Below are 22211 nucleotides of genomic sequence, written 5' to 3'. Positions count from 1 at the left end.
CCCTGGGTTTCCCTAAGCGGCTAAATCAGCTGCGGATGTTGAAGATGGTCTGCGAGATCTGGCTCGCCGTATCGAGCGCCTTGGCATTCGCCTGGAAGTTGCGCTGCGCGGCGATCAGGCCGACCAGTTCCTCGGTGATATCGACGTTCGAACGCTCGACCGCGCCCGACATCAGTCCGCCAAAGCCGTTGGCGCCCGGCTCGCCGAGGCGCGCTTCGCCGGAAAGCCCGGTCGACGCCCAGGTCGAGTTGCCGAGCTGGCGCAGGCCCGAGGGATTGGCGAAGTTGGCGAGCACGACCTTGCCGAGCGGCTGCGTGTCGCCGTTCGAGAAGCTGGCGCGGACAATGCCGTCGTCACCGACGGTCACGCCTTCGAACTGGCCGACGGCGGCGCCATCCTGGCTGCGCGCGTTGACGCTGAACGGCGAACCGACCTGGGTGGTGGCGTTGCCGAGATCGAAGTTCAGCACCTGCTCCGACGTCGCGCCCGGCGCGAGGAAGCCGCTGAACTCGACCGGCGCGCTCGGCGAAGTGAGCTTGCCGGTCGAATCGAAGGTCAGCGTCAGCGGCGTCGCACTGGTGCCGGTGGTGCCGCCATTGGCGTCGAGCTGCTGATCGCCGACGAACGAATAGACCTTCCAGGTGCTGGTCGGGTCGCTGGTCGTCGGCGTGGTGTCGCGGACGAAATAGTTGGTCAGCGTCAGCGCGTTGCCGTTGGCATCGTAGATCGTCGTCTGGGCCGACTGGTTATAGGTGCCCGGATCAAAGCGATTGAACGCATAGGGCGTGTCGCTGGAGAAGCGCGCCGCGTCCTTGGGAATCGTCGAATTGGCCGAGAGGTTGAGCGACAGGCCGACATTCTCGGTCGCCTGCGGCGTGCCGCTGGTCTGTGGCATGCGGAGACCAACGGTCGAATCGATGCCGGTCGCGACCACCGCGCCCGAACCATCGACCGGATAAACCTGCAGCTTGTTGCCCTGCGCATCGGTCACATAGCGGTCGCTGTCGATCGAGAAGCTGCCGTTACGGGTGAAGTTGACGCCCTTGCCATCACCCTTGACCGCGAAGAAGCCGTCGCCCGAGATGGCGATGTCGAGCGCCGAGCTCGACTGGGTATAGCCGCCCTGGCTGAACTGCTGGCGAACCGACTTCGCGACGGTACCCGAGCCGACCATCTGGGTCGGGTTCGAATTGGCGGTCGAGGCGATGACGTCGGCGAACTGGGTCGTCGAGCGCTTGAAGCCATTGGTCGAGACGTTCGCGAGGTTGTGCGAGATCGTCGACATATCGGTCTGCGCGGCCTGAAGCCCGCTCAAGGAAGTGAAAAACGACATTACTAATGCTCCTTACTTGGGGGCTCAGCCGATCTTGCGGACGGCGGAGACGGGAACCTGGCCGAGGCCGGGAAGGGTGAGAACCGGGGAGCCATCGCTGCCCAGCGTGACGGAAGTGACCGGCGCCCAGACGAGCGGGGTCGCTGAAACGGCGGTTCCGGCGGCATTGCGGGCGCCGACGCGGATCGTGTAGGGTCCGGGACCGGCGGCTTCGCCGGTATCGGTGGTGCCGTCCCATTCGAAATCGATCGCGCCCTTGCTCTGCGCGCCGAGATCGACGGTGCGCAGCAGCGCGCCGTTCGGCCCCTCGATAGTGACGGTGACATTGGCGGCATCGGCGGCGAGATCGATCGTGCCGCCGACCGAGCCATCGATACGCGGATAGGCGGTGTTGCCGGCGGTCAGCACAGTGCGGCCGATCCACGACATCGCATCGCCCGGCGAGGTGCCGTTGAGGCGGTCGGAAATCGCCTTGAGCGTGGTGTTCATTTCGCTAATGCCGGCCAGCGACGAGAATTGCGCCATCTGGGCGACCATCTGGCTGTTGTCGACGGGTGAGAACGGATCCTGGTTCTTCAGCTGCGCGGTCATCAGGCGCAGGAAGTCGCCCTGGTCCATGTTCGCATTGCCGAGCTTGGCCGTGTCCTTGGCGGCGGTGGCCGCGCCGGTGCGCGAGATACCGAGATTGGCGAGCGTGGAATCGAAGGAAGTTGCCATGATCAGCGGCCCAGCTTGAGGGTGTCGGTGATCAGCTGCTTGGCAGTCTGCATCACCTCGACATTGTTCTGATAGGTGCGCGCGGTCTCGAGCATATCGACCAGCTCGCGCGTCTCATCGACTGCGGACTCCCAGACATTGCCGTCCTTGTCGGCCATCGGGTTGCCCGGATCGTAGCGCTTGGTCGGCTCGGCGCCGGCGGTGACGATCTGCTCGACATCGACCGTCGACATGCCGCTGGCTTCGTCGAAGGCGGTGCGGAACACCGGCTTGATCGTGCGATAGGCGGCCTGGGGGCTCGACGCGACGGTGTTGGCATTGGCCAGGTTCGACGCGGTGGTGTTCATCCGCACCAGCTGCGCGCTCATCGCGCGGCCGGATACCTGGAAGATCGAGAGGGGATTGTTACCCATGCTTATTCTCCCCTGAGCGCGCGGGTGATGGTGTTGATGCGGCCGTTGAGGAAGGCGAGCGTCGTCTGATAGGCGACGGCGTTTTCCGCGAAGGCGGTCTGCTCGGTGGCGAGCTCGACGGTGTTGCCGTCCTGCGAAGGCTGGAGCGGCACGCGATAGAGCGTGGCATTGTCGATGGCGCCGTCGATCGATCCGGTCTCGGCCGAAGCCAGCGCGGCCTGGAAGTCGATGTCCTTGGCCTTGTAGCCCGGCGTCGATGCGTTCGCGATGTTCGACGCGAGCACGCCCATGCGCTGCGAACGCACCGCCAGCGCTGCGCCGTGTACGCCGAAGAGGCTGTCGTTGGCCATTACGGGTCTCCCGCACAAAAAGTTCGCGGGTATACCTGCAATGGCCGTGCCAGTTTCGATCAAGCCGGTGAAATTGGTATGATCTCCAGAGAAGGCGGCAAAGGCGGCAACATCTTGCCGGTCGCGGCGGCAGGCGATTGCCGTAACTGCCGGGCCATAAACGCCGCTCTCGGGGGACATACGTTTGGCCCGCCCTTTGCATCCGCGAGCGCATGGACTTGTCAGCATTCCCCGGCCTTGCGCCGTTCCTCGATCCGCTCGCCCTTGGCATTGTCGGCGGCGGCACCGCGCTTGCCGTGGTGCTGCGAACCCCGCTTGGCGATCTCGCCCGCAGTGTCTCGGCGCTGCGCGTGCTCGGCCGCAAGCGCTTCGACGCCGATCCGTTGCTGAGCCAGATCACCGCCCTGACCCGGATCGCCCGGCGGCACGGGCTTATCGCGCTCGACCGCTCGGTGATCGCCGATGCCGATATCGCGGCGGCGGTGGAAGCCGCGGTCGATGGCGCCTCGCCCGCCGATGTCGCGGTATTGCTTCAGCACCGCCGGATGTCGCGCTACGAGCGGCACCGCGCCGCCGCCGATGTCTGGACCGGCATGGCCGAAGTCGCCCCGGCAATGGGCATGATCGGCACGCTGATCGGCCTTGTCGGCATGTTCGTGGCGATGAAGGACCCGGCCACGATCGGCAGCGCGATGGCGGTGGCGCTGCTTACCACCCTCTATGGCGCGATCCTCGCCAGTCTGGTCGCCCTGCCCGTCGCTTCGCGGCTCAAGCGGCAGAGCCGGCACGAGGCGCAGGAACGCGCCCGGCTCGAGCTGCCGCTCGCCGCGCTTGCCAGCGTCGAGCCAGCGGCACGCGGCCTGCGCGAGGTCGCGGCATGAATGCGCTTTTCGAAGACGAACCGCCGGCGCGCCCGGTATGGCTGATGACGCTCGCCGATCTGGCGCTGCTGCTCGTGGGTTTCTTCGTCTTCCTCCAGGCCAATCAGATGGACGGCAAGGCGTTCGCTGCGAGTTTGCGGGCCGGCTTCGGCGCGGCCGAGACCGAGGCCGCGATGCCAGTGGAGATGGCGCTGGTCGGCGGCTTCGCCCCCGGGTCGGCCGTCCCCGGCGACAGCACCGCCGCGCGCGACTGGGCATATGCTGCGGCGGGCGATCCGCGCACCCGGCTCAAGATCACCGGCGAAGTCGATGGCTCGTCGCAGGACGTCGATCCCGCCACCGGCAGCGGCGCGATCCTCGCCGCCGACCGCGCCCGCGCGGTCGCCACCCTGCTCGTCGCATCGGGCGTCTCGCCCGCCCGCATCCAGATCGCCACCGCCACCGGCCAGCGCCGTGCGGTTCTCACCCTGGGCTTCGAAGGGGACCGGCAATGATCTGCCGCCCGGCAAACGGCGCTTGCCGCCACACATATTTCGTCACGGAGAAGACCATGTTGCTCCTCGCACTTACCTCGCTGTTCCTCGCCTCCGCCCCCGCTGCGGCCGGCGAATTCCAGTCGACCCAGATGCTCGACACCATCGTTGCGCAGTTCACCGGCAAGGCGATCGGCGAAATCGGCGGCGCCCGCGCGCCGGTCGACAACCGCCTCAAGCTCGCCAGCTGCGCTGCGCCGCAGCTCGAATGGCATACGCCCGCACAGGACGCGGTGGTGGTGCGCTGCATGGCACCGGGCTGGCGGATTTTCGTGCCGGTCAACGCCGTACCCCAGCCCAAGGCGGCACCGGTCGCCGCCGCTCCGATGGCCAAAGCGCCGCCGGTGGTGAAGGCCGAACCGGTAATCCGCCGCGGCGACGCCGTATCGGTGGAGGTAAATGCCGCAGGTTTTTCGATCACCCGCGAAGGAATCGCCATGAGCGACGCCCCCGCAGGCGGAAGGCTGACGATCAGGATGGATGAGAAAAAGCCGCCGATTCAGGCGATTGCGGTTGAATCCGGGCGCGCCACCCTTTCCACAGCGGGGAATTGAATTTTTTTATTAAAGTTCCCCGAAACGCGACCGTTCTACTCGTTGCAAGCATAGCTAGGGATAGCGAGCATGGTGGATCCGATTGGCATCAAGACTGGCGCGGTAACCGCTCGGGCGGTGTCGTCGGTCAACGCCCTCAACCGGGTGACGGAAGCGGGCACGGTCGAGAAGGCGGCTCCGGTCGTCCAGACCGCGGCCAGCGAGCTGACCGCGAACATGGCGGCCAAGCCGCCGGTCGACAGCGAGCGCGTCGCCAAGATCAAGAAGGCGATCGAGGACGGCAATTTCCCGCTGGTTCCCTCGACCATCGCCGACAGGCTCCTTGCACTCAAGATGCAGTGGAACCCAAATGAATAGGCGGGACGCTTTGATTGGGGTGATCGAAGCGCTCCACGCCGAAATCGCGGCGCTGAAGGCCAATGACGTGGGGGCGTTGGAGGCCGCGACGCGCGACAAATTGGGCGCGATCGATACCGTCGCGCTCTATGACGGCGAAGCGCCGTCGGCAGAGGTGAAGCAGCTCGCCGCCGAGGCCCACCGCCTCAACGAGACCTGCCGCATCTATGTCAACCTGATGACGGCAAATGTTCGCCGCCGCCTGCAAGTTCTTTCCGGTCAGGACGCGCCGTCCTACGGCGTGCAGGGCTACGCGCTGGCTTAAATTGATCCTCCCCGTGCCGGGGAGATAAAACTGGCACGCTCCTTGCTGATCACGCCCGAACCATGGGCAACAGGTCAGCCACACGATGAGCGTAGTTTCGGTCAACAGCAAAGCGAGCGTCCAGGGCGCCATCGCAGCCGCGAGCCGCAAGACCGGCATCGACTTCAATTATCTGCTCGGGCAGGCACAGGTCGAGAGCGGTCTCCGCCCCGACGCGCGCGCCGGCACCTCCTCGGCGACCGGCCTCTATCAGTTCATCGAACAAAGCTGGCTCGGCGTGGTCAAGGATCATGGCGGCGAGCACGGCCTTGGCTGGGCGGCAGGCAGCATCACGCAGACCAGCTCCGGCCGCTACATCGTCAACGATCCCGGCATCCGCCAGGCGATCCTAAACCTGCGCAGCGATCCGCAGACCGCGGCGATCATGGCCGCCGAGCACGCTTCCGACAACAAGGACGCGCTCGAGGGCCGGCTTGGCCGCCCGGCTACCGGCACCGACCTCTATATGGCGCACTTTCTGGGGCTGGGCGGCGCGACCAGGTTCCTCGACACGATGGCGTCGAGCCCGGACCGGACCGGGGCCAGCATGTTCCCCGCCGCCGCGCGCGCCAACCGCAACATCTTCTACGCGTCGAACGGCCAGCCGCGCACGCTCTCCGAAATCTATACCCGCTTCGCCGGCAAGCTCGATTCGGGCGCGGCCGCCGGCGGCGCGACCGGCAGCGCTTCGGGCAGCTTCGCCCAGGCCAGTGATCCACTCAGCGATTTCGGCGAGAGCGAAGTCATCCTCGGTACCGGCGCGGTCGATCGCGATCGCCACTGGGTCGAGACCACGCTGGCTCAACTCAATGTCGGCAAGGACGGCAATTCAGACCCGTTCGCCGCCCGCCGCGACGCGTTCACGCGCTCGGTCGATCCGCTGCGGCCCACGCCCGAAACGGCAAAGCTCGCCTATCTCATGCTCGCGAATCTGGGAGCGTAATTGCCCGTGAATGGTTTGACGCTGCCCAAGGGCTTCACTTCGTCGCTTCGCAGCTTCGCGCTTCCCGGCGCGATGCTGCTGCTCGTCGCGCTGATGGTGGTGCCGATCCCGGCCTTCCTGCTCGACGCCTTCTTCGTCATGAACATCATGATCAGCCTCGCGGTGCTGATGGTCGCGCTCAACGCGCAGAAGCCGCTGGACTTCTCGGCCTTCCCGACCGTGCTGCTGTTCGCGACCCTGTTCCGCCTCGGCCTCAATGTCGCCTCGACGCGCGTCGTGCTGGTCCACGGCCATGAAGGCGAGGCCGCCGCCGGCCATGTCATCGAGGCCTTCGGCAAATTCCTGATCGGCGGCGACTATGTCGTCGGCATCGTCGTCTTCGCCGTCATCGTCATCATCAACATGATCGTGGTGACCAAGGGCGCGGGCCGCGTCTCCGAAGTCAGCGCGCGCTTCACTCTCGACGCCTTGCCCGGCAAGCAGATGGCGATCGACGCCGATCTCAACGCCGGCCTGCTGACCCCCGACGAAGCCCGCGCGCGCCGCATCGAGGTTGGCACCGAAGCCGATTTCTACGGTTCGATGGACGGTTCGTCCAAGTTCGTGAAGGGCGACGCGATCGCCGGCCTGCTGATCCTCGCGATCAACATCATCGGCGGACTCATACTGGGGGTCGTCAGCCACCAGATGGCGGTCGGTGACGCCGCCCAGCATTATATCATGCTGGCGATCGGCGACGCCCTGGTCGCGCAGATCCCGGCGCTGCTGCTGTCGATCGCCGCCGCCGCGATCGTCACCCGCGTCAGCTCGACGCATGACCTGACCGGCCAGATCGGCACCCAGTTCGGCAGCCACAAGACCTGGACCCCGGTCGCGATCATCCTCGGCCTGCTCGGCGTGATGCCGGGTATGCCGCATCTCGTGATCCTGCCCGCCGCCGCCGCCGCCGGCTATGCCGCGTGGCGCCTCCGTCAGATCGCCAACCGTCCGCCGCCCATGGAAACGGTGGCCGCCGAACCGGTCGACCAGTCGAAGATCGGCTGGGATGAGGTCACCGACAATATGCAGGTGATGCTCGACATCGGCTATGGCCTGGTGCCTTTGGTCGACGAGCGCCGCGGCGGGCCGCTGATGGGCCGCATCACCGGGGTGCGCCGCCAGCTTTCCAAGGAGCTCGGCTTCGTCGTGCCGCAGGTCCGCGTCCGCGACGATATCAACCTCGCCCCCTTCACCTACCGCATCTCGATCGGCGGGGTCGTCATGGCCGAAGATTCGGTCTCGCCCGACGAGATGCTGGCGCTCGATACCGGCCAGGCGGTCGGTACCCTCGCCGGCAAGCGCGTCAAGGATCCGACCTTCGGGCTCGACGCGGTGTGGATTCCGCAGGGCGAAGCCGATGCCGCGACCGGCGCCGGCTATCTCGTCGTCGATCCGGGCACCGTCGTCGCGACGCATCTCAACCAGGCCCTGGTCTCGTCCGCCGCCGATCTGCTCGGCCCCGACGAGGTCCAGTCGCTGCTCGATGGCCTGAAGGAGCGCGCCGCTTCGCTGGTCGCGGCTTTGTGCCCGCAGCCGGTGTCGCTGACGACGCTGACGACGGTGCTGCGCGGCCTGCTCGCCGAGAATATTCCGCTCAAGGAGTTCCGCCGCATCGCCGCCGCGATTTCGGTCGCCGCGCAGAAGTCGCTCGATCCCGAAGAGATTCTGGAATTGATCCGACCCGAGCTGGGGCCGCTGATCATCCAGAAGATCTGCGGCGTGCGCGAGCCGCTTCGGGTGATGACACTGGAAGGCCAGCTCGAAGCTTTGCTCGGCCAGGCGGTCCGGTCGGACCCGTCGCGCCGCCACACGATCGAGCCCGATCTCGGCCGCCGCATCGCCGATGCGCTGCAGCGCGCCGCGCAGCCGCTCGTCAACGAAGCCAAGCCCTTCGTTCTCGTCGTCCAGCCCGCGATCCGCATCGCCATCAGAAAGCTGGTCAAATCCGTACTTCCCGACACGCCCGTTATGAGTTTCTTCGAAGTTCCGGAGGATAAGGCGGTTGAGGTTGTCGCAGTAATCGGTGCGCCGGAGGCGCTGCCCGCATGAACGCTTTCACTCCCAGGAAGATGACCGATATGGCCTCCGCCGCACCGCTCACCTATTCGCCCGTGCCGCTGCCCAAGCGCGACGCCGAGGCACTGGTGCGCAAGCATCTGCCGTTGGTGCGCCGCATCGCCTGGCACATCCATGGCTCGATGAGCTCGATCGTCGAGGTCGAGGATCTGATCCAGATCGGCATGGTCGCGCTGATCGAAGCCGTGAATGGCTTCGAGGACCGCGGGCAGGTGACGTTCGAGCAATATCTGATGACGCGCCTGCGCGGATCGATGATCGACGAATTGCGCCGTCAGGCGACGCTGACCCGCGGGGCGATGCGCCGGCGCAAGGCCTATCAGGACACGCTCAAGACGCTCGCCATCGAGCTCGGCCGCGCCCCTACCGACATCCAGGTCGCCGAACGGCTGGGGGTCACTCCCGAGAAGCTTCGCGCCGAATATGCCAGCGCCGAGGCGGTGCGTTTCGATTCGATCGACGAAACCTATTCGGACGAGAGCCCCTGGTTCATGTCCGACGAGCCGAGCCCGTTCGACCAGCTCGCCGACGCCGACCAGCGCCAGGCGCTGATCGAGGCGATCGCCGAACTGCCTGAGAAGGAGCAGATGGTCATCCAGCTCTATTATGTCGAGGAACTCAATCTCGAGGAAATCGGCGAAGTGATCGGCGTCGGCGCAGCGCGCATCTGCCAGATCAAGAAGAGCGCACACGACCGGCTCAAGCGCGGATTGCAGCGCCGGCTGGGATAGCGCTTCGCCTTTTTGCTCCCTAGGGTTCGGCTCCGTTCGAACCGCCAAGGGGCACGACATGCCGAAATCCCGCCTTCTCGCGACCGCGTGCGCCGCGATGCTGTGCGCCACGCCCGCCTTTGCGCAGCATGTCAGCCCCGAATGGGTGCGCGCGCACGAGAATTTCCTGGCCAGTCCGGCGATGCAGGGCCGCGGCAGCGGCACCGCCTATGAGCTGCTCGCGGCAACCTATGTCGCCGCGCAATTCGAAGGCATTGGCCTCAAGCGCGCGCCGGGCATGACCGGCTACCTCCAATCCGGCGAAGTCGAATCGAAGCGGCTTAAGAAGACGATCACCACCGTCAACGCGATCGGCTTCCTTCCGGGCACCGATCCCAAGGCCGGCGTGATCCTGATCAGCGCGCATCACGATCATCTCGGCATCGTCAACGGCAAGCTGATGCCGGGCGCCAATGACGACGCGTCGGGCGCCGTCGCGGTGATCGAGATCGCCCGAGCGCTGGCGGCGGGCAAACGCATGAAGCGCGGCATATTGTTCGTGACCTATGGCGCCGAGGAACTGGGCGGGCTCGGCTCGACCCGGTTCGGCGAGCATTCGCCGGTGCCGCTCACGAGCATCGTCGCCAATATCGAGATCGAGATGATCGGCGCCCCCGATCCCAAGCTGCCCGCCGGCCATCTGATGATGACCGGCTTCGAACGCTCCAATCTCGGCGAGACCCTGCGCAAGCACGGCGCGCTGGTGACGCAGGATCCCTATCCCGAGCAGCATTTCTTCGAGCGCTCGGACAATTATTCGCTCGCGCTGCAGGGCGTGGTCGCCCACACCATTTCGGGCTGGGCGACGACGCCGAATTATCACAGCGAGAACGATACCGTCGCCAATCTCGACATCGGCTTCATGACCAGGGCGATCCAGTCGCTGATCCCGTCGGTACGCTTCATGGCGAACGGCAAGTTCACGCCGGCATGGAAGCCGGGCGGTCAGCCGGTCAGGCGCCGATAGCCCGCCGCAGAAATGCAAGAATGCGGCTGCGATAGGCTGCATCGCTGAGCCCGCTGATCTCGGGATGATCGCCGTGCGGGACGAGCCACAGGCTGCGCGGCCCGGTCGCGGCAGCGAACAATGCGCGCGTCTCGGCGGGCGGCGTCGAGCGATCTTCGATCCCGCCGATTACCAGTACAGGTCCTTTATAGCGCGGCAGCGCTGCCAGCGGCGACAGCCGATCGGGCCAGACGCCGAAGCGGATACGCGACTGATAGCTGAGCAAAGGCTCGAGCAGATAGGCCGGTATCGAAGTGAGCCGCGCGGCGATGCGGTTCCGGATCGCATGGCGGATATCAGAATAGACTGCCTGCAGGATCAACGCGTCGGCAGGCACTGGCCCGTCCGTGCCGATCAGGCTCGATGCGCCACCCAGCGAGATGCCAATGACCGCAACCTTTGCATCCCTTTGCGTGTGCTTCAGCCAATCAAGTGCCGCGCGCGCGTCGTTCGCCTCGTTCAGCCCGAAGCTGCGCGGCGCCGTATCCGACTGACCATGACCGCGAAAATCTATCGCGAGCGTCGCGTAGCCCTCCCCTGCCAGCCACTCGGCATTGGCCGCCACCGCCGCGCGCGAGGCATCAACACCGTGGAGCAGCAGGACCGCCGGCGAGTCCGGTCGAGCGCCGGGCCGATACGTGCCGGCGACCTTCAGGCCGTCTGCGGTCTTCAACTTGATATCACGCGCTGGGGCTTGCGCCGGTGCAACTGCGGCCGCTTTGCCCCGCGTCATGATCGACCCTGCGGCCCAGCTCACCGCCAGCCCCAGCACCAGCGCGGTCAACGCGACGATCCAGATGGTTCGCTTAGGGGCCCACATCGCGCCAGCATCGCGCTTGGCCGCACGCCAGACAAGCCTTGTTGGAGACCCAGCCCCGAGCCATGCTAGGCACGCACGATGCGCCGCCATCTTTACCTAATCGCCGGCTTCGTCTCGCTCGGCCTAGCCGTGATCGGCGCGATCCTGCCGGTGATGCCGACGACGGTGTTCGTGATCCTCGCCGCCTATTGCTTCGCACGGAGCAGTCCCAGGCTCGAGGCGCGGCTGCTTGGGCACCCGACCTTCGGCCCGCACATCATCAGCTGGCGCGAGCGCGGCGCGATCACCCGCAAGGGCAAGGTAGCGGCGACGATCGCGTTCGCCGTGAGTATCGTGGTCGCCCTGATCTTCGCGCCCTGGCCATGGTCGGTCGCGCCGATCCTCGCGGCATTAGTGATCGGCGGCTGGATCTGGTCGCGGCCGGAATAGCAGCGACACCTTATATATAGGAGACGCCAATGGGGCATGTTAGCATTCGGGGTGCTTCGTCTGCCGATACTTGCTGCCTCGGGGCTGATTGTGGTGGGGCTGGCCGGCTGCGGTAACCAGCCGCTTTGCTCGTCAAAAGTCCTTCAGACCGCACGCGATCCCGGAAGCGACCGTTACGCCGTTACCGAGTTGCGGGACTGCGGCGCGACCACCGGCTACGCCACGATCGTCCGCGTCGGACGCTCCGGCGAACCCCAGGCTGATGCCACGGAAGTTTTCGTGGCCGATTCCGATCATGGCGCGGCGACGGCCGACAGCAATGCAATCTGGACCAGCCTCGCCTGGCTTTCGTCCGGCGATCTTTCGATCACCTACGCGTCCAAGGCGCGCATCTTCAAAAAACTGGCGGGGGCAAAGGGAGCGGCGATTGCGCTCCGCCCGGGGGAGCCGCCGGCGCTTCAAGCCCGAGACGCAGAAAAGCCCCGATGATCCGTGGACCATCGGGGCCTCCCATGCGCCCTCTCCCTAAAGAGAGGTGACCGGCCGCGGTGCCTGTCAGGGGGGTGACACCCCGACCGGCACGCGCTTAGCGGAGCAGCGTCAGAACCGTCTGCTGGCTCTGGTTGGCCTGGGCTAGCATCGCCGTCGATGCCTGTGCCAGGATCTGTGCCTTGGCCAGCGCCGCGGTTTCGGCCGAGAAGTCGGCGTCTTCGATGCGGCTGCGGGCGTCGGTCAGGTTGGTGACGTTGGTGGTCAGGTTGTTGATCACCGATTCGAGGCGGCTCTGCGAGGCACCGAGCGTCGCCCGGGCGCCGTTGACGGCCTTGAGCGCCGCATCGACGTTGGTCAGCGTGGTGCCAGCGTTGGTTGCCGAGTCCACCTTGAAGTCAGCCGCTTCGAAATCGTCCTTGTCGAAGAACGCCTTGGTCAGCGAGACCGAATTGTCACCCGAGGTATCCTTGTTGACGCCGGTCTGGATGACGATGTCGTCCGACGCGGTGTCGGTCGTGGCATAGTCGAACACGGCGACGCCGTTGAACTTGGTGTTGGTGAAGATCGCGTCGATCTGGGTGCGGAGCGCAGCGGCTTCCTTGTCCAGATTGGCACGGTCGTCGGTCGAGTAGGTGCCCGAAGCCGACTGGACGGCCAGTTCGCGGATGCGCTGCAGCATGTTGCCGACTTCGTCGAGCGCGCCGTCAGCGGTCTGGGCGAACGAGATACCGTCGTTGGCGTTGCGGATCGCCTGGGTCATGCCGCGAATCGACGAGGTCATCGACGAAGCGATGGCCAGGCCGGCGGCGTCGTCCTTCGCGGTGTTGATGCGCTTGCCGGTCGACAGACGCTCCATCGCGGTGCCGAGGGCCTTGTTCGCGACGTTCGAGGCGTTGCCCGCCCGGACGGCTGCAATATTGGTTCCGATAACAGTCATGTCAGTTACTCCATGCTTGCCGGCTTCCCTTGTCCCCCCTGAACGGGAAACCGGAGCCGCCAACCCAAGAAACGGTCGCCGTCGATCCGGCTTAAACAAAAAAATCGAGCTCTCGCGCGCGCGCCTCGTGTGCGCACGGACCTAGGGAGACTGCGGGATGCGATGTTTTACCGGTCGTTAACCAGGAATCGCGCATCAAGGGCTTCTCAAGGGGGAAGTCCATGCGCTCCATCGTTCCGTCGGCCGCGATTCTCAGGCAAAAATATGCGCTCGTCTCGACGCTGCGCGCCCAGGGTTTCGCCATCGCGTCCTGCGAAGACGGCAAGCCTTCGCCCGGCGATCTGTACCTGGTCGCCGATGGCGAGACGCCGCCGGCCCCGTCGCGAACACTGACGATCGGCGACGGCGAACCGACCGTCATCCCGTTCCGCGACGGCAACCCCGCGCGCATCTCGTTCCCGGCCGAAGACACCGCGATCGGCAACGGCTTCGCCAGCGCCCTCGTCCGCGGCCCCAACGAGCCCGTCGCCGCCGACCCCGAGAGCCTGGCGCTGCTGGCGCTCGCCGAGCGCGTCGCGGCATCCGACATCACCGTGTTGATCAACGGCCCGACTGGCACCGGCAAGGAAGTGCTGGCCCGCGCGATCCATATGGGTTCGGCCCGCAGGGACGGGCCTTTCATCGCGATCAACTGCGCCGCGCTTCCAGAGACGATGCTCGAAGCGATGCTGTTCGGCCACCAGAAGGGCGCCTTCACCGGCGCGTCCTCGGGTGGACAGGGCTTTTTCCGCGCCGCACATGGCGGCACGCTGCTGCTCGACGAAGTCGCCGAGATGCCGATCAACCTTCAGGCCAAGCTGCTGCGCGCGCTGCAGGAGCGTGAGGTGGTGCCGATCGGCGGGACGATGCCCGAAAAGGTCGATGTCCGCGTCATCGCCTGCGCCAACCGCGACCTGCAGGGCGAAGTCATGGCCGGCCGCTTCCGCGCCGATTTATACTACCGCCTCTCGGTCTTCCCGCTGTCGACGCGCCCGCTCGCCGAGCGCCCGGGCGATATCGCCGCGCTCACCGCCGCTCTGGTCGTGCGGCATGCCGGCGAGCGCACCAGCCTGCCCTGGATCGCCAACGAAGCGCTCGAGGTGCTGAGCGATCACGACTGGCCGGGCAATGTCCGCGAGCTCGAAAACGTGATCCAGCGCGCGCTGCTGCTGTGCGGCGGCGACACGATCCGCCCCGAGCATCTGATCTTCGACCGCCGCCCCGAGACCCGCATCGACGCGCAGGCCCAGGCGTCGGGCACGCTTTCGAACATCGTCCAGATCCACGAATTCGCCGCGATTCGCGAAGTGCTCGCCGAGTGCAACGGCAGCCGCATCGAGACCGCCAAGCGGCTCGGCATTTCCGAACGGACGCTCCGCTACCGGCTCGCCAAGGCGCGCGAGCAGGGTGAGGACATCACCGGCAATCGGGCCCAGAATCTGGTGGCGTCGGCATGAGCGGCGTGAACGGTGTCGGCGGTGCCATGGGCATCGATCGGGTGATGCAGCTTCGGCAGCAGATCCTCGAGCGCAACGCGGCGCTGAGCCGCGCCAACGAGACGCCGGCGGGCACCGGTTCGGTCGGCGGTGCCACCGCCAAGCCGGCAAGCTTCGCATCGTCGATGGAAGAGGCGCTCAGGTCGGTCAACCAAAGCCAGAACCAGGCGAGCGAGCTTTCGGCCGCCTATGAGCGCGGTGAGACCGTCGACATCGCCAAGGTGATGCTGGCCCGCCAGCAGGCCTCGGTCGGCTTCGAAGCAACCCTGCAAGTCCGCAACAAACTCCTGTCCGCCTACAAGGACATCATGAGCATGCCGGTGTAATCGATGAACGCTCTCACCACAGCAGATGCCGCCGGAACCCCGGTCAGCCTCAATCCGCTCAAGCAGATGGGCGGGCTGCTTGCGCAGCCCGCGGTTCGGCGCGCCATGCCCCTGCTTTTCATGGTCGGTCTGATCGCCGCCGGCTTCCTCGCCTGGTCGATGGTCGCCAGCTCGCCGCAGCGCATCCTGTTCGCCAACATCACCGACGCCGACAAACAGGCGATCAGCAGCGCGCTGCAGACCGCCAACATCAAGTCGAGCATCGACGGCTCGGGCTCGATCACCGTGGGCGAGGACGATTATCACAAGGCGCGCATGCTGCTCGCGGGGCAGGGCCTGCCCAAGGCCGCGCCGGGCGGCTACGCGATCCTCGATCAGCTGCCGATGGGCGTCAGCCGCGCAGTCGAAGGCGAACGCCTCCGCCAGGCGCGCGAGACCGAGCTGGCCCGCTCGATCCAGGAGATCGACGCCGTCGCCGAAGCCCGTGTCCATTTGGCCACGCCCGAGGCCAGCGCCTTTGTCCGCGACAAGGCCGAACCCTCGGCATCGGTGATCCTCAAGCTCCAGCCCGGCCGCACCCTGGCCGAGCCGCAGATCCGCGCCATCGTCAACCTCGTCGCCTCGTCGGTGCCGGGGATGACGCCGCAATCGGTGACGATCGTCGATCAGATGGGGGCGTTGCTCTCCAAGTCGGGCGGCGGCGGCGATCCGGGTGCTGCCGCGAGCGACACCCGCATCGAGACCCAGCGCCGCGTCGAAGACAAATATCGCGAGCAACTGGCCCAGCTGCTGACGCCGATGGTCGGCGCCGGCAATTTCACCGCCGAGGTTCAGGCCGATCTCGATCTCGACGAGAGCCAGGCGACGCGCGAAAGCTATGACAAGCAGGGCCAGGTGATCCGCGCCGAGCAGGGCAACTGGACCGGCACGTCGAAGGACGGCGCGGGCGCCACCCCCGGCGGCATTCCCGGCGCGCTTTCGAACACCCCGCCGCCCGCCAGCACGGTGACCTCGCCCAATGCGCAGGCGACGCCGGGCGCGACCGCGAGCGGATTGACCACCACCGCCCCGGCCGGCACGCCGCCGGTCGATCAGAAGCAGAGCGACAGCTTCACCCGCACCTATGAGACTGGCAAGGAAATCTCGGTGACGCGCGCCACGCCCGGCGGCGTCAAGCGCCTATCGGTCGCGGTGCTGCTGCGCGAAGAGACCGGCAAGCCGCGTAGCGTCGCCGAAATCGAGCAGATCACCCAGCTCGTCCAGGCCGCGGTCGGCTACAACGCCGCACGCCAGGACCAGGTCAGTGTGATCAGCCGCAAATTCGCCGCCGCGCCCGATGTCGGCACTAGCGGCCCGTCCTGGTACGACGCCGGATGGGTGCCGCTGGTCGCACGCAACGTCACCGCGCTGGTGATCGCGTTGCTCGTCCTGTTCCTCGGCGTGCGTCCGCTCGCCAAGGCGCTGCTCAAGAAGCGCGACGACGCCACGATCCGCCAAGCGCTGGCGATCGGCGGCCCCAACGGCGTGGCCGGACCCGCCGTTTCGATCGACATGCTCGAGCGTCAGGGCAACAGCTATGACGATCGGGTCGGGCTGGTCCGCGGCTTCACCCGCGACAATCCGGCGCGCGCCGCGCTCGCGGTTCGCGACATGATTAAGGCCGACGGCCAGTGACCGCCCCCTTGCGCAACTTCAACGGCACCGAGCGCGCCGCCGTACTGATGATGCTCGTCGGCGAGGAGGAAGCCGCGGCCATCCTCCAGCAGCTCGATCCCGAAGAGGTCCGCAATCTCGGCAAGGCGATGTTCACCGTCGCCGATGTCAGCGAGGCCGAAGTCGAGCAGGTGCTCGATGACTTCACCTACAAGGCACGCGAGCGCACTTCGGTGCAGTTCGATCCGGCGCCGAAGATCGAGGGCATCATGAACCGCGCGCTCGGCGCCGAGCGGGCCGAGAGCGTGCTGTCGCGCATCGCCCCGGCCTCGGCCGCCGCCGGCCTCGAGATGCTCGCCTGGTTCGAGCCCGAAGAGATCGCCAAGATGGTCGAGACCGAGCATCCGCAGATCGCCGCGGTGCTGCTCGTCAACCTCGACCCCGATGTCGCCGCCAAGGTCTTCGAGCATCTGCCGGAAGCCGTGCAGCCGCAAATCCTGCGCCGCGTAGCCAAGCTCGGCCCGGTCCCGCCCGAGGCGATCGAGACATTGCGGGAAATGCTCGCCAGCCGCTCGACCGCCGCGAAAAAGACTCCCGGCCTGCTGCTCGGCGGCACGCGCGAGGCGGCCAAGATCCTGTCCGGCGCCCGCAAGGTCACCGAACAGCGGGTGATGCCCAAGCTCGCCAAGATCGACAAGGAGGTCGCCCGCGCGATCGAGGAGGCGATGTTCGTCTTCGACAACCTGCTCGAGCTCGACGACAAGAACCTGTCGACCCTCATCCGCAGCATCGACAGCGAGGTGCTGATCAAGTCGCTCAAGGGCGTCGAGGAGGAGGTTCGCAACCGCTTCCTCGGCTGCATGTCGAGCCGCGCCGCCGATGGCATTCGCGACGAGATGGAAGCACGCGGCCCGATGAAGATGGCCGAAGTGCTCGACGCGCAGAAGGTGATGATCGCCGTCGCGCGCGGCCTGGTGAAGGATGGCACCATCCAGATGCCGTCGAAGGGCGGTGGAGACGACGACTATGTCTGACCCCGCCCGCGCCTTCATGCCGGGCCTTGCCGGCCATGTCCGCGTCGCCGAGACCGTGCTCCAGCGCGCTTTCGGCGAGCCCGCCAGTTTCGCCGCGTCCGAAGTCGAGCAGATCGGTCGCCGCCGCCGCGCCGGCGACGGTCCCGCTCAACCGCGTCATTTCTCGCCCGTCGAGAATAACGGGCATGGCCAGGAAGCGCATTGGGAGGATCCGATCGCCGCCGCGCACGCCGCCGGCGTTGCCGAGGGCCGTGCCGCGATGCTCGAAGAGCTCGATGCCGCGCAGGGCCGTGAAGCCGCCTTGCTCGACCAGGTCTCGACCGCGCTTTCGAAAGGCGCGCATTTCGATCGCGAACGCATGGCCGCGCATCTGCGGCAGACCGTGCTTCACCTCGTCACCAGGATGGTCGGCGAAGTCGGCATCGCGCCGGATGTGCTGGCCGAACGAATTACCGCCGCCGTCGATCTTCTCGCCGACAATGCCGAATCGGCGCTGCTGCGGGTCCACTACGACGATGTCGAGCTGCTCAAGGGCAAGCTGCCCGCCAATGTCTTCGCGGTCGGCGACCCCCATGTCCAGCGCGGCGGATTCGTCATCGAGAGCGCCTCGACGATCGTCGAGGATGGCCCCGATCTGTGGCTGGAACAGCTCGCCGCCGCGATCGACCGCGTGCCGATTCCGCCGGCTCTCTGAAAAAGACTCATGCTGAACCGCTTCACCGAAGATTATATCGACGGGCTGGTCTGCGGCGATTTCGCCGCCAAGCCGCGCGTCTCGGGCCGGCTGTCATCATATGACGGCTTGCTGATGGAGGCCGTCGGCCTGTCGCTGCCGGTCGGCACCGTCTGCGCGATCGGTAATGGCGCCGACCGGGTAGAGGCCGAAGTGATCGGCTTTCGCGGCGGCAAGACGCTGATGATGAATCTGGGCGGCCCCGCTGCCTTGCTTCCCAACGCGCCGGTGCGCCCGATCGGCCCTCCCGGCGAGGCCGAGGTCGGCGCGGCGCTGCTCGGCCGCGTGGTCGATGGCGCCGGCAAGCCGATCGACGGGCTCGGCCCGATTCGCGGCGCCGGCAAATGGCCGCTCGCCGGCAAGCTCCAGTCGCCACTGGATCGCGGACGGGTTCTCCGGCCGCTCGACGTCGGCGTGCGCGCCATCAACGGACTGCTCACCATCGGCCAGGGCCAGCGCGTCGGCATCATGGCCGGATCGGGCGTCGGCAAATCGGTATTGCTCGGGATGATGGTCCGCGCCGCCGAAGCCGATGTCGTGGTGATCGGGCTGATCGGCGAGCGCTCGCGCGAAGTCGCCGACTTCCTCGAGACCAAGGTCGCCGGCGAAGCGCGGGCGCGCTCGGTCGTCGTCGCCGTCCCCGCCAATCATTCGCCGGTGCTGCGCATCCGCGGCGCGCTGCGCGCCACCGCCATTGCCGAGAGCTTCCGCGCCGAGGGCAAGAAGGTCCTCCTCATCATGGATTCGCTCACCCGCGTTGCCCATGCCGGCCGCGAGATCGGCCTGGCGCTGGGCGAACCGGCCTCGGCGCGCGGCTATCCGCCCTCGGCGATCGCGATGCTGCCGAGCCTGATCGAGCGCGCGGGCACCTGCGTTTCGTCAGGGGGCTCGATCACCGCGATCTACACGGTTCTTGCCGATGGCGACGACGGCAACGATCCTGTCGTCGATTCGGCGCGCTCGATCCTCGACGGCCATATCGTGCTGAGCCGCGCGCTCGCCGAACGCGGCGTCTATCCGGCGATCGACCTCGGGCCCTCGGTCAGCCGGGTGATGACCGATATCGCCGACAAGGATCATATCCAGGCCGCGCGCGTGCTGCGCCGGCATCTCGCCACCTATGAGGAAAATCGCGATCTGGTGCTGATGGGCGCCTATCGCCCCGGCGCCGATCCCGAGATCGACGCGGCGATCGCCTGCCACCCGGCGGTGATGGAATATATCAAGCAGGGCGCCGACGAAGTCGTGAGCCTGAGCGATGCCGTAGCCGAGCTGACCGGCGTGTTCGGTGATGCGTGATCTTTCGATCCTGAGCATCAAAAATGCCTAGGTCCGCCAAGAAGCTGGCACGGCTGCACCGCGTCCGCACATTGCAGCTCGATCAGGTCCGCGCCGAGGAAGTTCGCGCACAGGCCCGGGTCAGCCAGGAAGCACAGCTGCGCGCGCGCATCGCCAGCCTTGCCGACAATATCGCACCGGTGAAAAGCGGTGAAGGCTTCGCCTCGTCGCTGATCGCCGCCGCGCATTATCGCGACCGCCTGCATCAGTCGGCACAAGCCGCGGCGCGGCGCGTCGAGGTCGCCGAGCAGGGACTGGAATCGGCCCGCGCCGCGACCCGCGAAGCCCGCCGCGACCAGAGCGCGATCGAGAAGCTGATCGCCCGCGAACACGCCGAAACCACGCTAAAGACGCTGCGCGCGCTCGAGGAATTGCCACCGGCTGGCAGAAAACGGCACGATATTTGCTGATCCACGCGTGAGACCATTCTCACGGGAAACTTCCTTGCTCCAGATTGCCGCATCGCTTCCTACCGTCACTGCCGGGCCAGCGCGTCCCGCGCTGCTCGCCGCCCAGAGCGGAACGAGCAATTTCGCGCTCGCATTGGGCTCGCTGCTGGTGCCCGGTGCGGCGCCGGCGGCATTGCCGGGCGAAACGCCGGTGCCCGACGCGCCCGTTGCGGGGCGGCAGATCGCTGCCGAGCCCGGCAAGGAATTGCCGGAAATCGGACTCGATCTGTCGGGCGACGAGGAAGCGCCCGAGCAACATTGCGACGCCGATGACGACGCCCCGGCCAGCGAGGACCTGCCCTTCGCGTGGTTCGCGCTCCCTGCCCCGCCGGTGGCCGATACGGCACCCGTCGCCGCGCCGGTGATCGCCACCAAGGCGATCGTCGCCGACAGGCGCGAGGCTGACATCATTCCACCCGAAACGGTGCTGCCGGAAGCGCCGGTCGCACAGCCCAAGCGCGCCGAAATCGCACAGCCCGTCGCTGAAACCGAAGCCGAACCGGCAACGGCCAGCGCGACGCCCTCGACTCCACAACTGCCGCTGCGTCTCGCCGAACGACCGGTCGTCACCGCGCCGCGCGTTTCGGTACCGCTCGATGCCGCTGAAGCGCCCGCTGCGACCGCCCCGCTTGCGGCTCCCGCCAGCGCCGCACCGGCATCGTCGCCCGTTCCGACCGCAACGCCCATCGTCTCGCCACCGGCCGCCCCCCTCGCTGTCGCCGCGCCGATAGCAGCACAACCGGCACAGCGCACCGAAGCCCCGGTCCCGGTTCGCCAGGAGGCGCCGGTCACTATCGAAGCATCCACACCGGGTGTGCAGGTTTCCACGCCGGCGCCGCAACCGCTTCGCGCGCCGACGGTCGAGCCGGCGCAGCCGCTGACGGTGGCGTCGCTGATCGCCCAGGCGTCTGCGCAGGCCATCGCGCAGCCGGCCGCCTTCGCACCGGCGCGGCACAGCCTGGCCGAGACCGATCAGCCTGCGGTGACCGGCATCGCCACGCCGAGCTCCGCGCTGCCCCAGCAAGTGACCGCCACGCCCGACGCCCAGCAGGGCACGCTCGATATGCGCCGCCACGAATGGACCGGCAAGATGGTCGAGATGATCGAGGCGATGCGCGATTCCGCGCCGGTCAAGGAAACCCGGATCAGCCTGATGCCCGACGCGCTCGGCAAGGTCGACATCTCGGTGCGGCAGGACGGTGACCGCGTCCATGTCCATTTCTCAGCCGAGACCCAAGCGGCCCGCCAAATCCTGACCGACGCCCAGCCGCGCCTGAACGAACTCGCCGAGGCCCGCGGCATCCGCCTCGGCCAGACCAGCGTCGAGCAACAGGGCACCGGCGCCCAATCGGGCCAGCGCCACAACGACGCACCACGCCCCCAGAACCCTTCGGCTCCCGCCAGCGCCCGCGCTGCCGCGGACCAATTCACCCAAACCGATGAACGCGTCGCCTGAGACGCATGGAGACCATGATGGAAGATATCGACGACGGCGCCACCACCGAGCCCAAGAAGAAAAAGAAGAAGGGCAAGCTGCTCCTCTTCATCGGCCTGCCGGTGCTGCTCGCGGGCGGCGGCGGTGGCGCGGCCTATGCGATGGGCTGGCTCAACATGGCCGGCGGCGCACATGAGGAGGCCAAGTCGGACGAGCCCAGGCTCGTGCCCAAGAGCGAAGAGAAAAAGGCCGGCGCCGGTGGCGGCGAGCATGGCGGCGGCGAAGAAGGCGCGGCTGCGGGGCATGGCGGACAGCCGACGCCCAAGGGCGAAGGCGGCGACAAATATGCCTCCAGCTACTATCCGCTGGAAAAGGAGTTCACCTCCAACCTCCAGGACAGCGTCCACTTCATCCAGGTCGGAATCGCGATCTCGACCCCGTATGACGACAAGGTTCTGGAGAACATCAAGACCCATGAAATCGCGATTCGTTCGGCGATCCTGATGACCCTTGGGGAAACTACCGAGGACGAGGTGTTCACCGCTCAGGGCAAGAAGGGAATGCAGGAGCGACTGGCCAAATCGATCAACGCCGTCCTCAAGGAAAAGGAAGGCTTTGGCGGCGTCAGTAACGTTTACTTTACCAATTTCATTGTTCAGTGAGGCATGGTTAACGCCTCTTCAGAGATTGCGGCCGCCGAGCGGCGGGAGCGCCC

At 66.8% G+C, this 22211-nt stretch carries 26 protein-coding genes; 20 read left to right on the top strand and 6 right to left on the bottom strand.

All coding sequences use genetic code 11. The features are described 5' to 3' along the window. Positions 1-25: 25 nt before the first annotated feature. From KF730_RS00220 to flgB, 4 genes are read right to left on the bottom strand one after another with little or no spacing between them, the layout of a single operon-like run. A complete protein-coding gene (locus KF730_RS00220; RefSeq protein WP_294091446.1) occupies positions 26-1333 on the bottom strand; it encodes a flagellar hook protein FlgE in 1308 nt (435 codons plus the stop codon). A 24-nt stretch (positions 1334-1357) separates the two neighbouring features. Further along, positions 1358-2050 carry a flagellar hook assembly protein FlgD gene (locus KF730_RS00215; protein WP_294091445.1) on the bottom strand — a complete coding sequence of 231 codons (693 nt, stop codon included), beginning with the start codon at positions 2048-2050 and terminating at the stop codon, positions 1358-1360. 2 nt (positions 2051-2052) lie between these two features. After that, complete coding sequence (flgC, locus tag KF730_RS00210) at positions 2053-2463, bottom strand: flagellar basal body rod protein FlgC (protein ID WP_294091444.1); 411 nt, start codon at positions 2461-2463, stop codon at positions 2053-2055. Between the two features lie 2 nt (positions 2464-2465). Beyond that, positions 2466-2813, bottom strand: coding sequence for a flagellar basal body rod protein FlgB (gene flgB / locus KF730_RS00205; RefSeq protein WP_294091442.1), 348 nt, complete (start codon positions 2811-2813; stop codon positions 2466-2468). 212 nt (positions 2814-3025) lie between these two features. On the opposite strand from flgB, the gene KF730_RS00200 reads away from it, so the two are divergent. From KF730_RS00200 to KF730_RS00160, 9 genes are all read left to right on the top strand, one after another. Continuing rightward, positions 3026-3694, top strand: a complete 669-nt coding sequence (locus KF730_RS00200) for a MotA/TolQ/ExbB proton channel family protein (RefSeq protein WP_294091441.1) — start codon at positions 3026-3028, stop codon at positions 3692-3694. Beyond that, positions 3691-4188 (top strand): flagellar motor protein MotB, encoded by a 498-nt coding sequence (locus KF730_RS00195; protein WP_294091439.1) that lies wholly within the window; start codon positions 3691-3693, stop codon positions 4186-4188. Before KF730_RS00200 ends, KF730_RS00195 begins: the two co-directional genes overlap by 4 nt. A gap of 56 nt (positions 4189-4244) precedes the next feature. Next, entirely contained in the window at positions 4245-4781 is a 537-nt protein-coding gene (locus tag KF730_RS00190; RefSeq protein WP_294091438.1) for a flagella basal body P-ring formation protein FlgA, read from the top strand. 69 nt (positions 4782-4850) lie between these two features. After that, the gene (gene flgM / locus KF730_RS00185) at positions 4851-5138 is read left to right on the top strand and encodes a flagellar biosynthesis anti-sigma factor FlgM (protein WP_294091437.1); all 288 of its coding nucleotides are present in this window, start codon (positions 4851-4853) and stop codon (positions 5136-5138) included. Next, on the top strand, positions 5131-5442 hold the full coding sequence (locus tag KF730_RS00180; protein WP_294091436.1) for a flagellar protein FlgN: 312 nt from the start codon (positions 5131-5133) through the stop codon (positions 5440-5442). The genes flgM and KF730_RS00180 overlap by 8 nt, the downstream gene beginning before the upstream one ends. A gap of 85 nt (positions 5443-5527) precedes the next feature. Further along, on the top strand, positions 5528-6424 hold the full coding sequence (locus KF730_RS00175) for a lytic transglycosylase domain-containing protein (protein ID WP_294091435.1): 897 nt from the start codon (positions 5528-5530) through the stop codon (positions 6422-6424). A gap of 72 nt (positions 6425-6496) precedes the next feature. Beyond that, on the top strand, positions 6497-8512 hold the full coding sequence (flhA, locus tag KF730_RS00170) for a flagellar biosynthesis protein FlhA (protein WP_294095615.1): 2016 nt from the start codon (positions 6497-6499) through the stop codon (positions 8510-8512). Next, the gene (locus tag KF730_RS00165; RefSeq protein ID WP_294091433.1) at positions 8509-9270 is read left to right on the top strand and encodes a FliA/WhiG family RNA polymerase sigma factor; all 762 of its coding nucleotides are present in this window, start codon (positions 8509-8511) and stop codon (positions 9268-9270) included. The genes flhA and KF730_RS00165 overlap by 4 nt, the downstream gene beginning before the upstream one ends. A gap of 58 nt (positions 9271-9328) precedes the next feature. Continuing rightward, the gene (locus KF730_RS00160) at positions 9329-10276 is read left to right on the top strand and encodes a M28 family peptidase (RefSeq protein WP_294091432.1); all 948 of its coding nucleotides are present in this window, start codon (positions 9329-9331) and stop codon (positions 10274-10276) included. Here the strand turns inward: KF730_RS00160 and KF730_RS00155 are convergent. After that, complete coding sequence (locus tag KF730_RS00155) at positions 10263-11099, bottom strand: alpha/beta fold hydrolase (RefSeq protein WP_294091431.1); 837 nt, start codon at positions 11097-11099, stop codon at positions 10263-10265. The genes KF730_RS00160 and KF730_RS00155 overlap by 14 nt on opposite strands. Positions 11100-11213: 114 nt before the next feature. Here KF730_RS00155 and KF730_RS00150 point away from each other — a divergent pair, with 114 nt between their 5' ends. Together KF730_RS00150 and KF730_RS00145 are read left to right on the top strand one after the other, a co-directional pair. Further along, complete coding sequence (locus KF730_RS00150) at positions 11214-11564, top strand: YbaN family protein (protein WP_294091430.1); 351 nt, start codon at positions 11214-11216, stop codon at positions 11562-11564. 36 nt (positions 11565-11600) lie between these two features. Beyond that, entirely contained in the window at positions 11601-12053 is a 453-nt protein-coding gene (locus KF730_RS00145) for a hypothetical protein (RefSeq protein WP_294091429.1), read from the top strand. A gap of 97 nt (positions 12054-12150) precedes the next feature. Here KF730_RS00145 and KF730_RS00140 read toward each other — a convergent pair whose 3' ends face one another. Next, a complete protein-coding gene (locus tag KF730_RS00140; protein WP_294091428.1) occupies positions 12151-12993 on the bottom strand; it encodes a flagellin in 843 nt (280 codons plus the stop codon). A 221-nt stretch (positions 12994-13214) separates the two neighbouring features. Between KF730_RS00140 and KF730_RS00135 the strand changes: the two genes are divergently transcribed. The 9 genes from KF730_RS00135 to KF730_RS00095 are packed head-to-tail and all read left to right on the top strand — an operon-like array spanning position 13215 to position 22158. Then, positions 13215-14489, top strand: a complete 1275-nt coding sequence (locus KF730_RS00135) for a sigma 54-interacting transcriptional regulator (RefSeq protein ID WP_294091427.1) — start codon at positions 13215-13217, stop codon at positions 14487-14489. Further along, positions 14486-14854 (top strand): flagellar hook-basal body complex protein FliE, encoded by a 369-nt coding sequence (gene fliE, locus KF730_RS00130; RefSeq protein ID WP_294091426.1) that lies wholly within the window; start codon positions 14486-14488, stop codon positions 14852-14854. The genes KF730_RS00135 and fliE overlap by 4 nt, the downstream gene beginning before the upstream one ends. A gap of 3 nt (positions 14855-14857) precedes the next feature. Next, positions 14858-16528, top strand: coding sequence for a flagellar basal-body MS-ring/collar protein FliF (fliF, locus tag KF730_RS00125; RefSeq protein ID WP_294091425.1), 1671 nt, complete (start codon positions 14858-14860; stop codon positions 16526-16528). Then, on the top strand, positions 16525-17541 hold the full coding sequence (gene fliG / locus KF730_RS00120; RefSeq protein ID WP_294091424.1) for a flagellar motor switch protein FliG: 1017 nt from the start codon (positions 16525-16527) through the stop codon (positions 17539-17541). The genes fliF and fliG overlap by 4 nt, the downstream gene beginning before the upstream one ends. Further along, positions 17534-18235, top strand: a complete 702-nt coding sequence (locus KF730_RS00115; RefSeq protein ID WP_294091423.1) for a FliH/SctL family protein — start codon at positions 17534-17536, stop codon at positions 18233-18235. The genes fliG and KF730_RS00115 overlap by 8 nt, the downstream gene beginning before the upstream one ends. Before the next feature lie 9 nt (positions 18236-18244). After that, positions 18245-19573, top strand: coding sequence for a FliI/YscN family ATPase (locus KF730_RS00110; RefSeq protein WP_294091422.1), 1329 nt, complete (start codon positions 18245-18247; stop codon positions 19571-19573). 23 nt (positions 19574-19596) lie between these two features. Further along, a complete protein-coding gene (locus KF730_RS00105) occupies positions 19597-20022 on the top strand; it encodes a hypothetical protein (protein ID WP_294091421.1) in 426 nt (141 codons plus the stop codon). Between the two features lie 34 nt (positions 20023-20056). Next, positions 20057-21517, top strand: a complete 1461-nt coding sequence (locus KF730_RS00100) for a flagellar hook-length control protein FliK (RefSeq protein WP_294091420.1) — start codon at positions 20057-20059, stop codon at positions 21515-21517. A gap of 17 nt (positions 21518-21534) precedes the next feature. Next, positions 21535-22158: a flagellar basal body-associated FliL family protein gene (locus KF730_RS00095; protein ID WP_294091419.1), complete on the top strand. Its 624-nt coding sequence runs from the start codon at positions 21535-21537 to the stop codon at positions 22156-22158. Positions 22159-22211 lie beyond the last annotated feature (53 nt).

The organism is Sphingomonas sp., from assembly GCF_019635515.1.
In the GTDB taxonomy this organism is placed as follows: Bacteria; Pseudomonadota; Alphaproteobacteria; order Sphingomonadales; family Sphingomonadaceae; genus Sphingomonas.
Note: the sequence above shows the minus strand (reverse complement) of the source record. Positions and strands in the feature narration are given on the sequence as shown.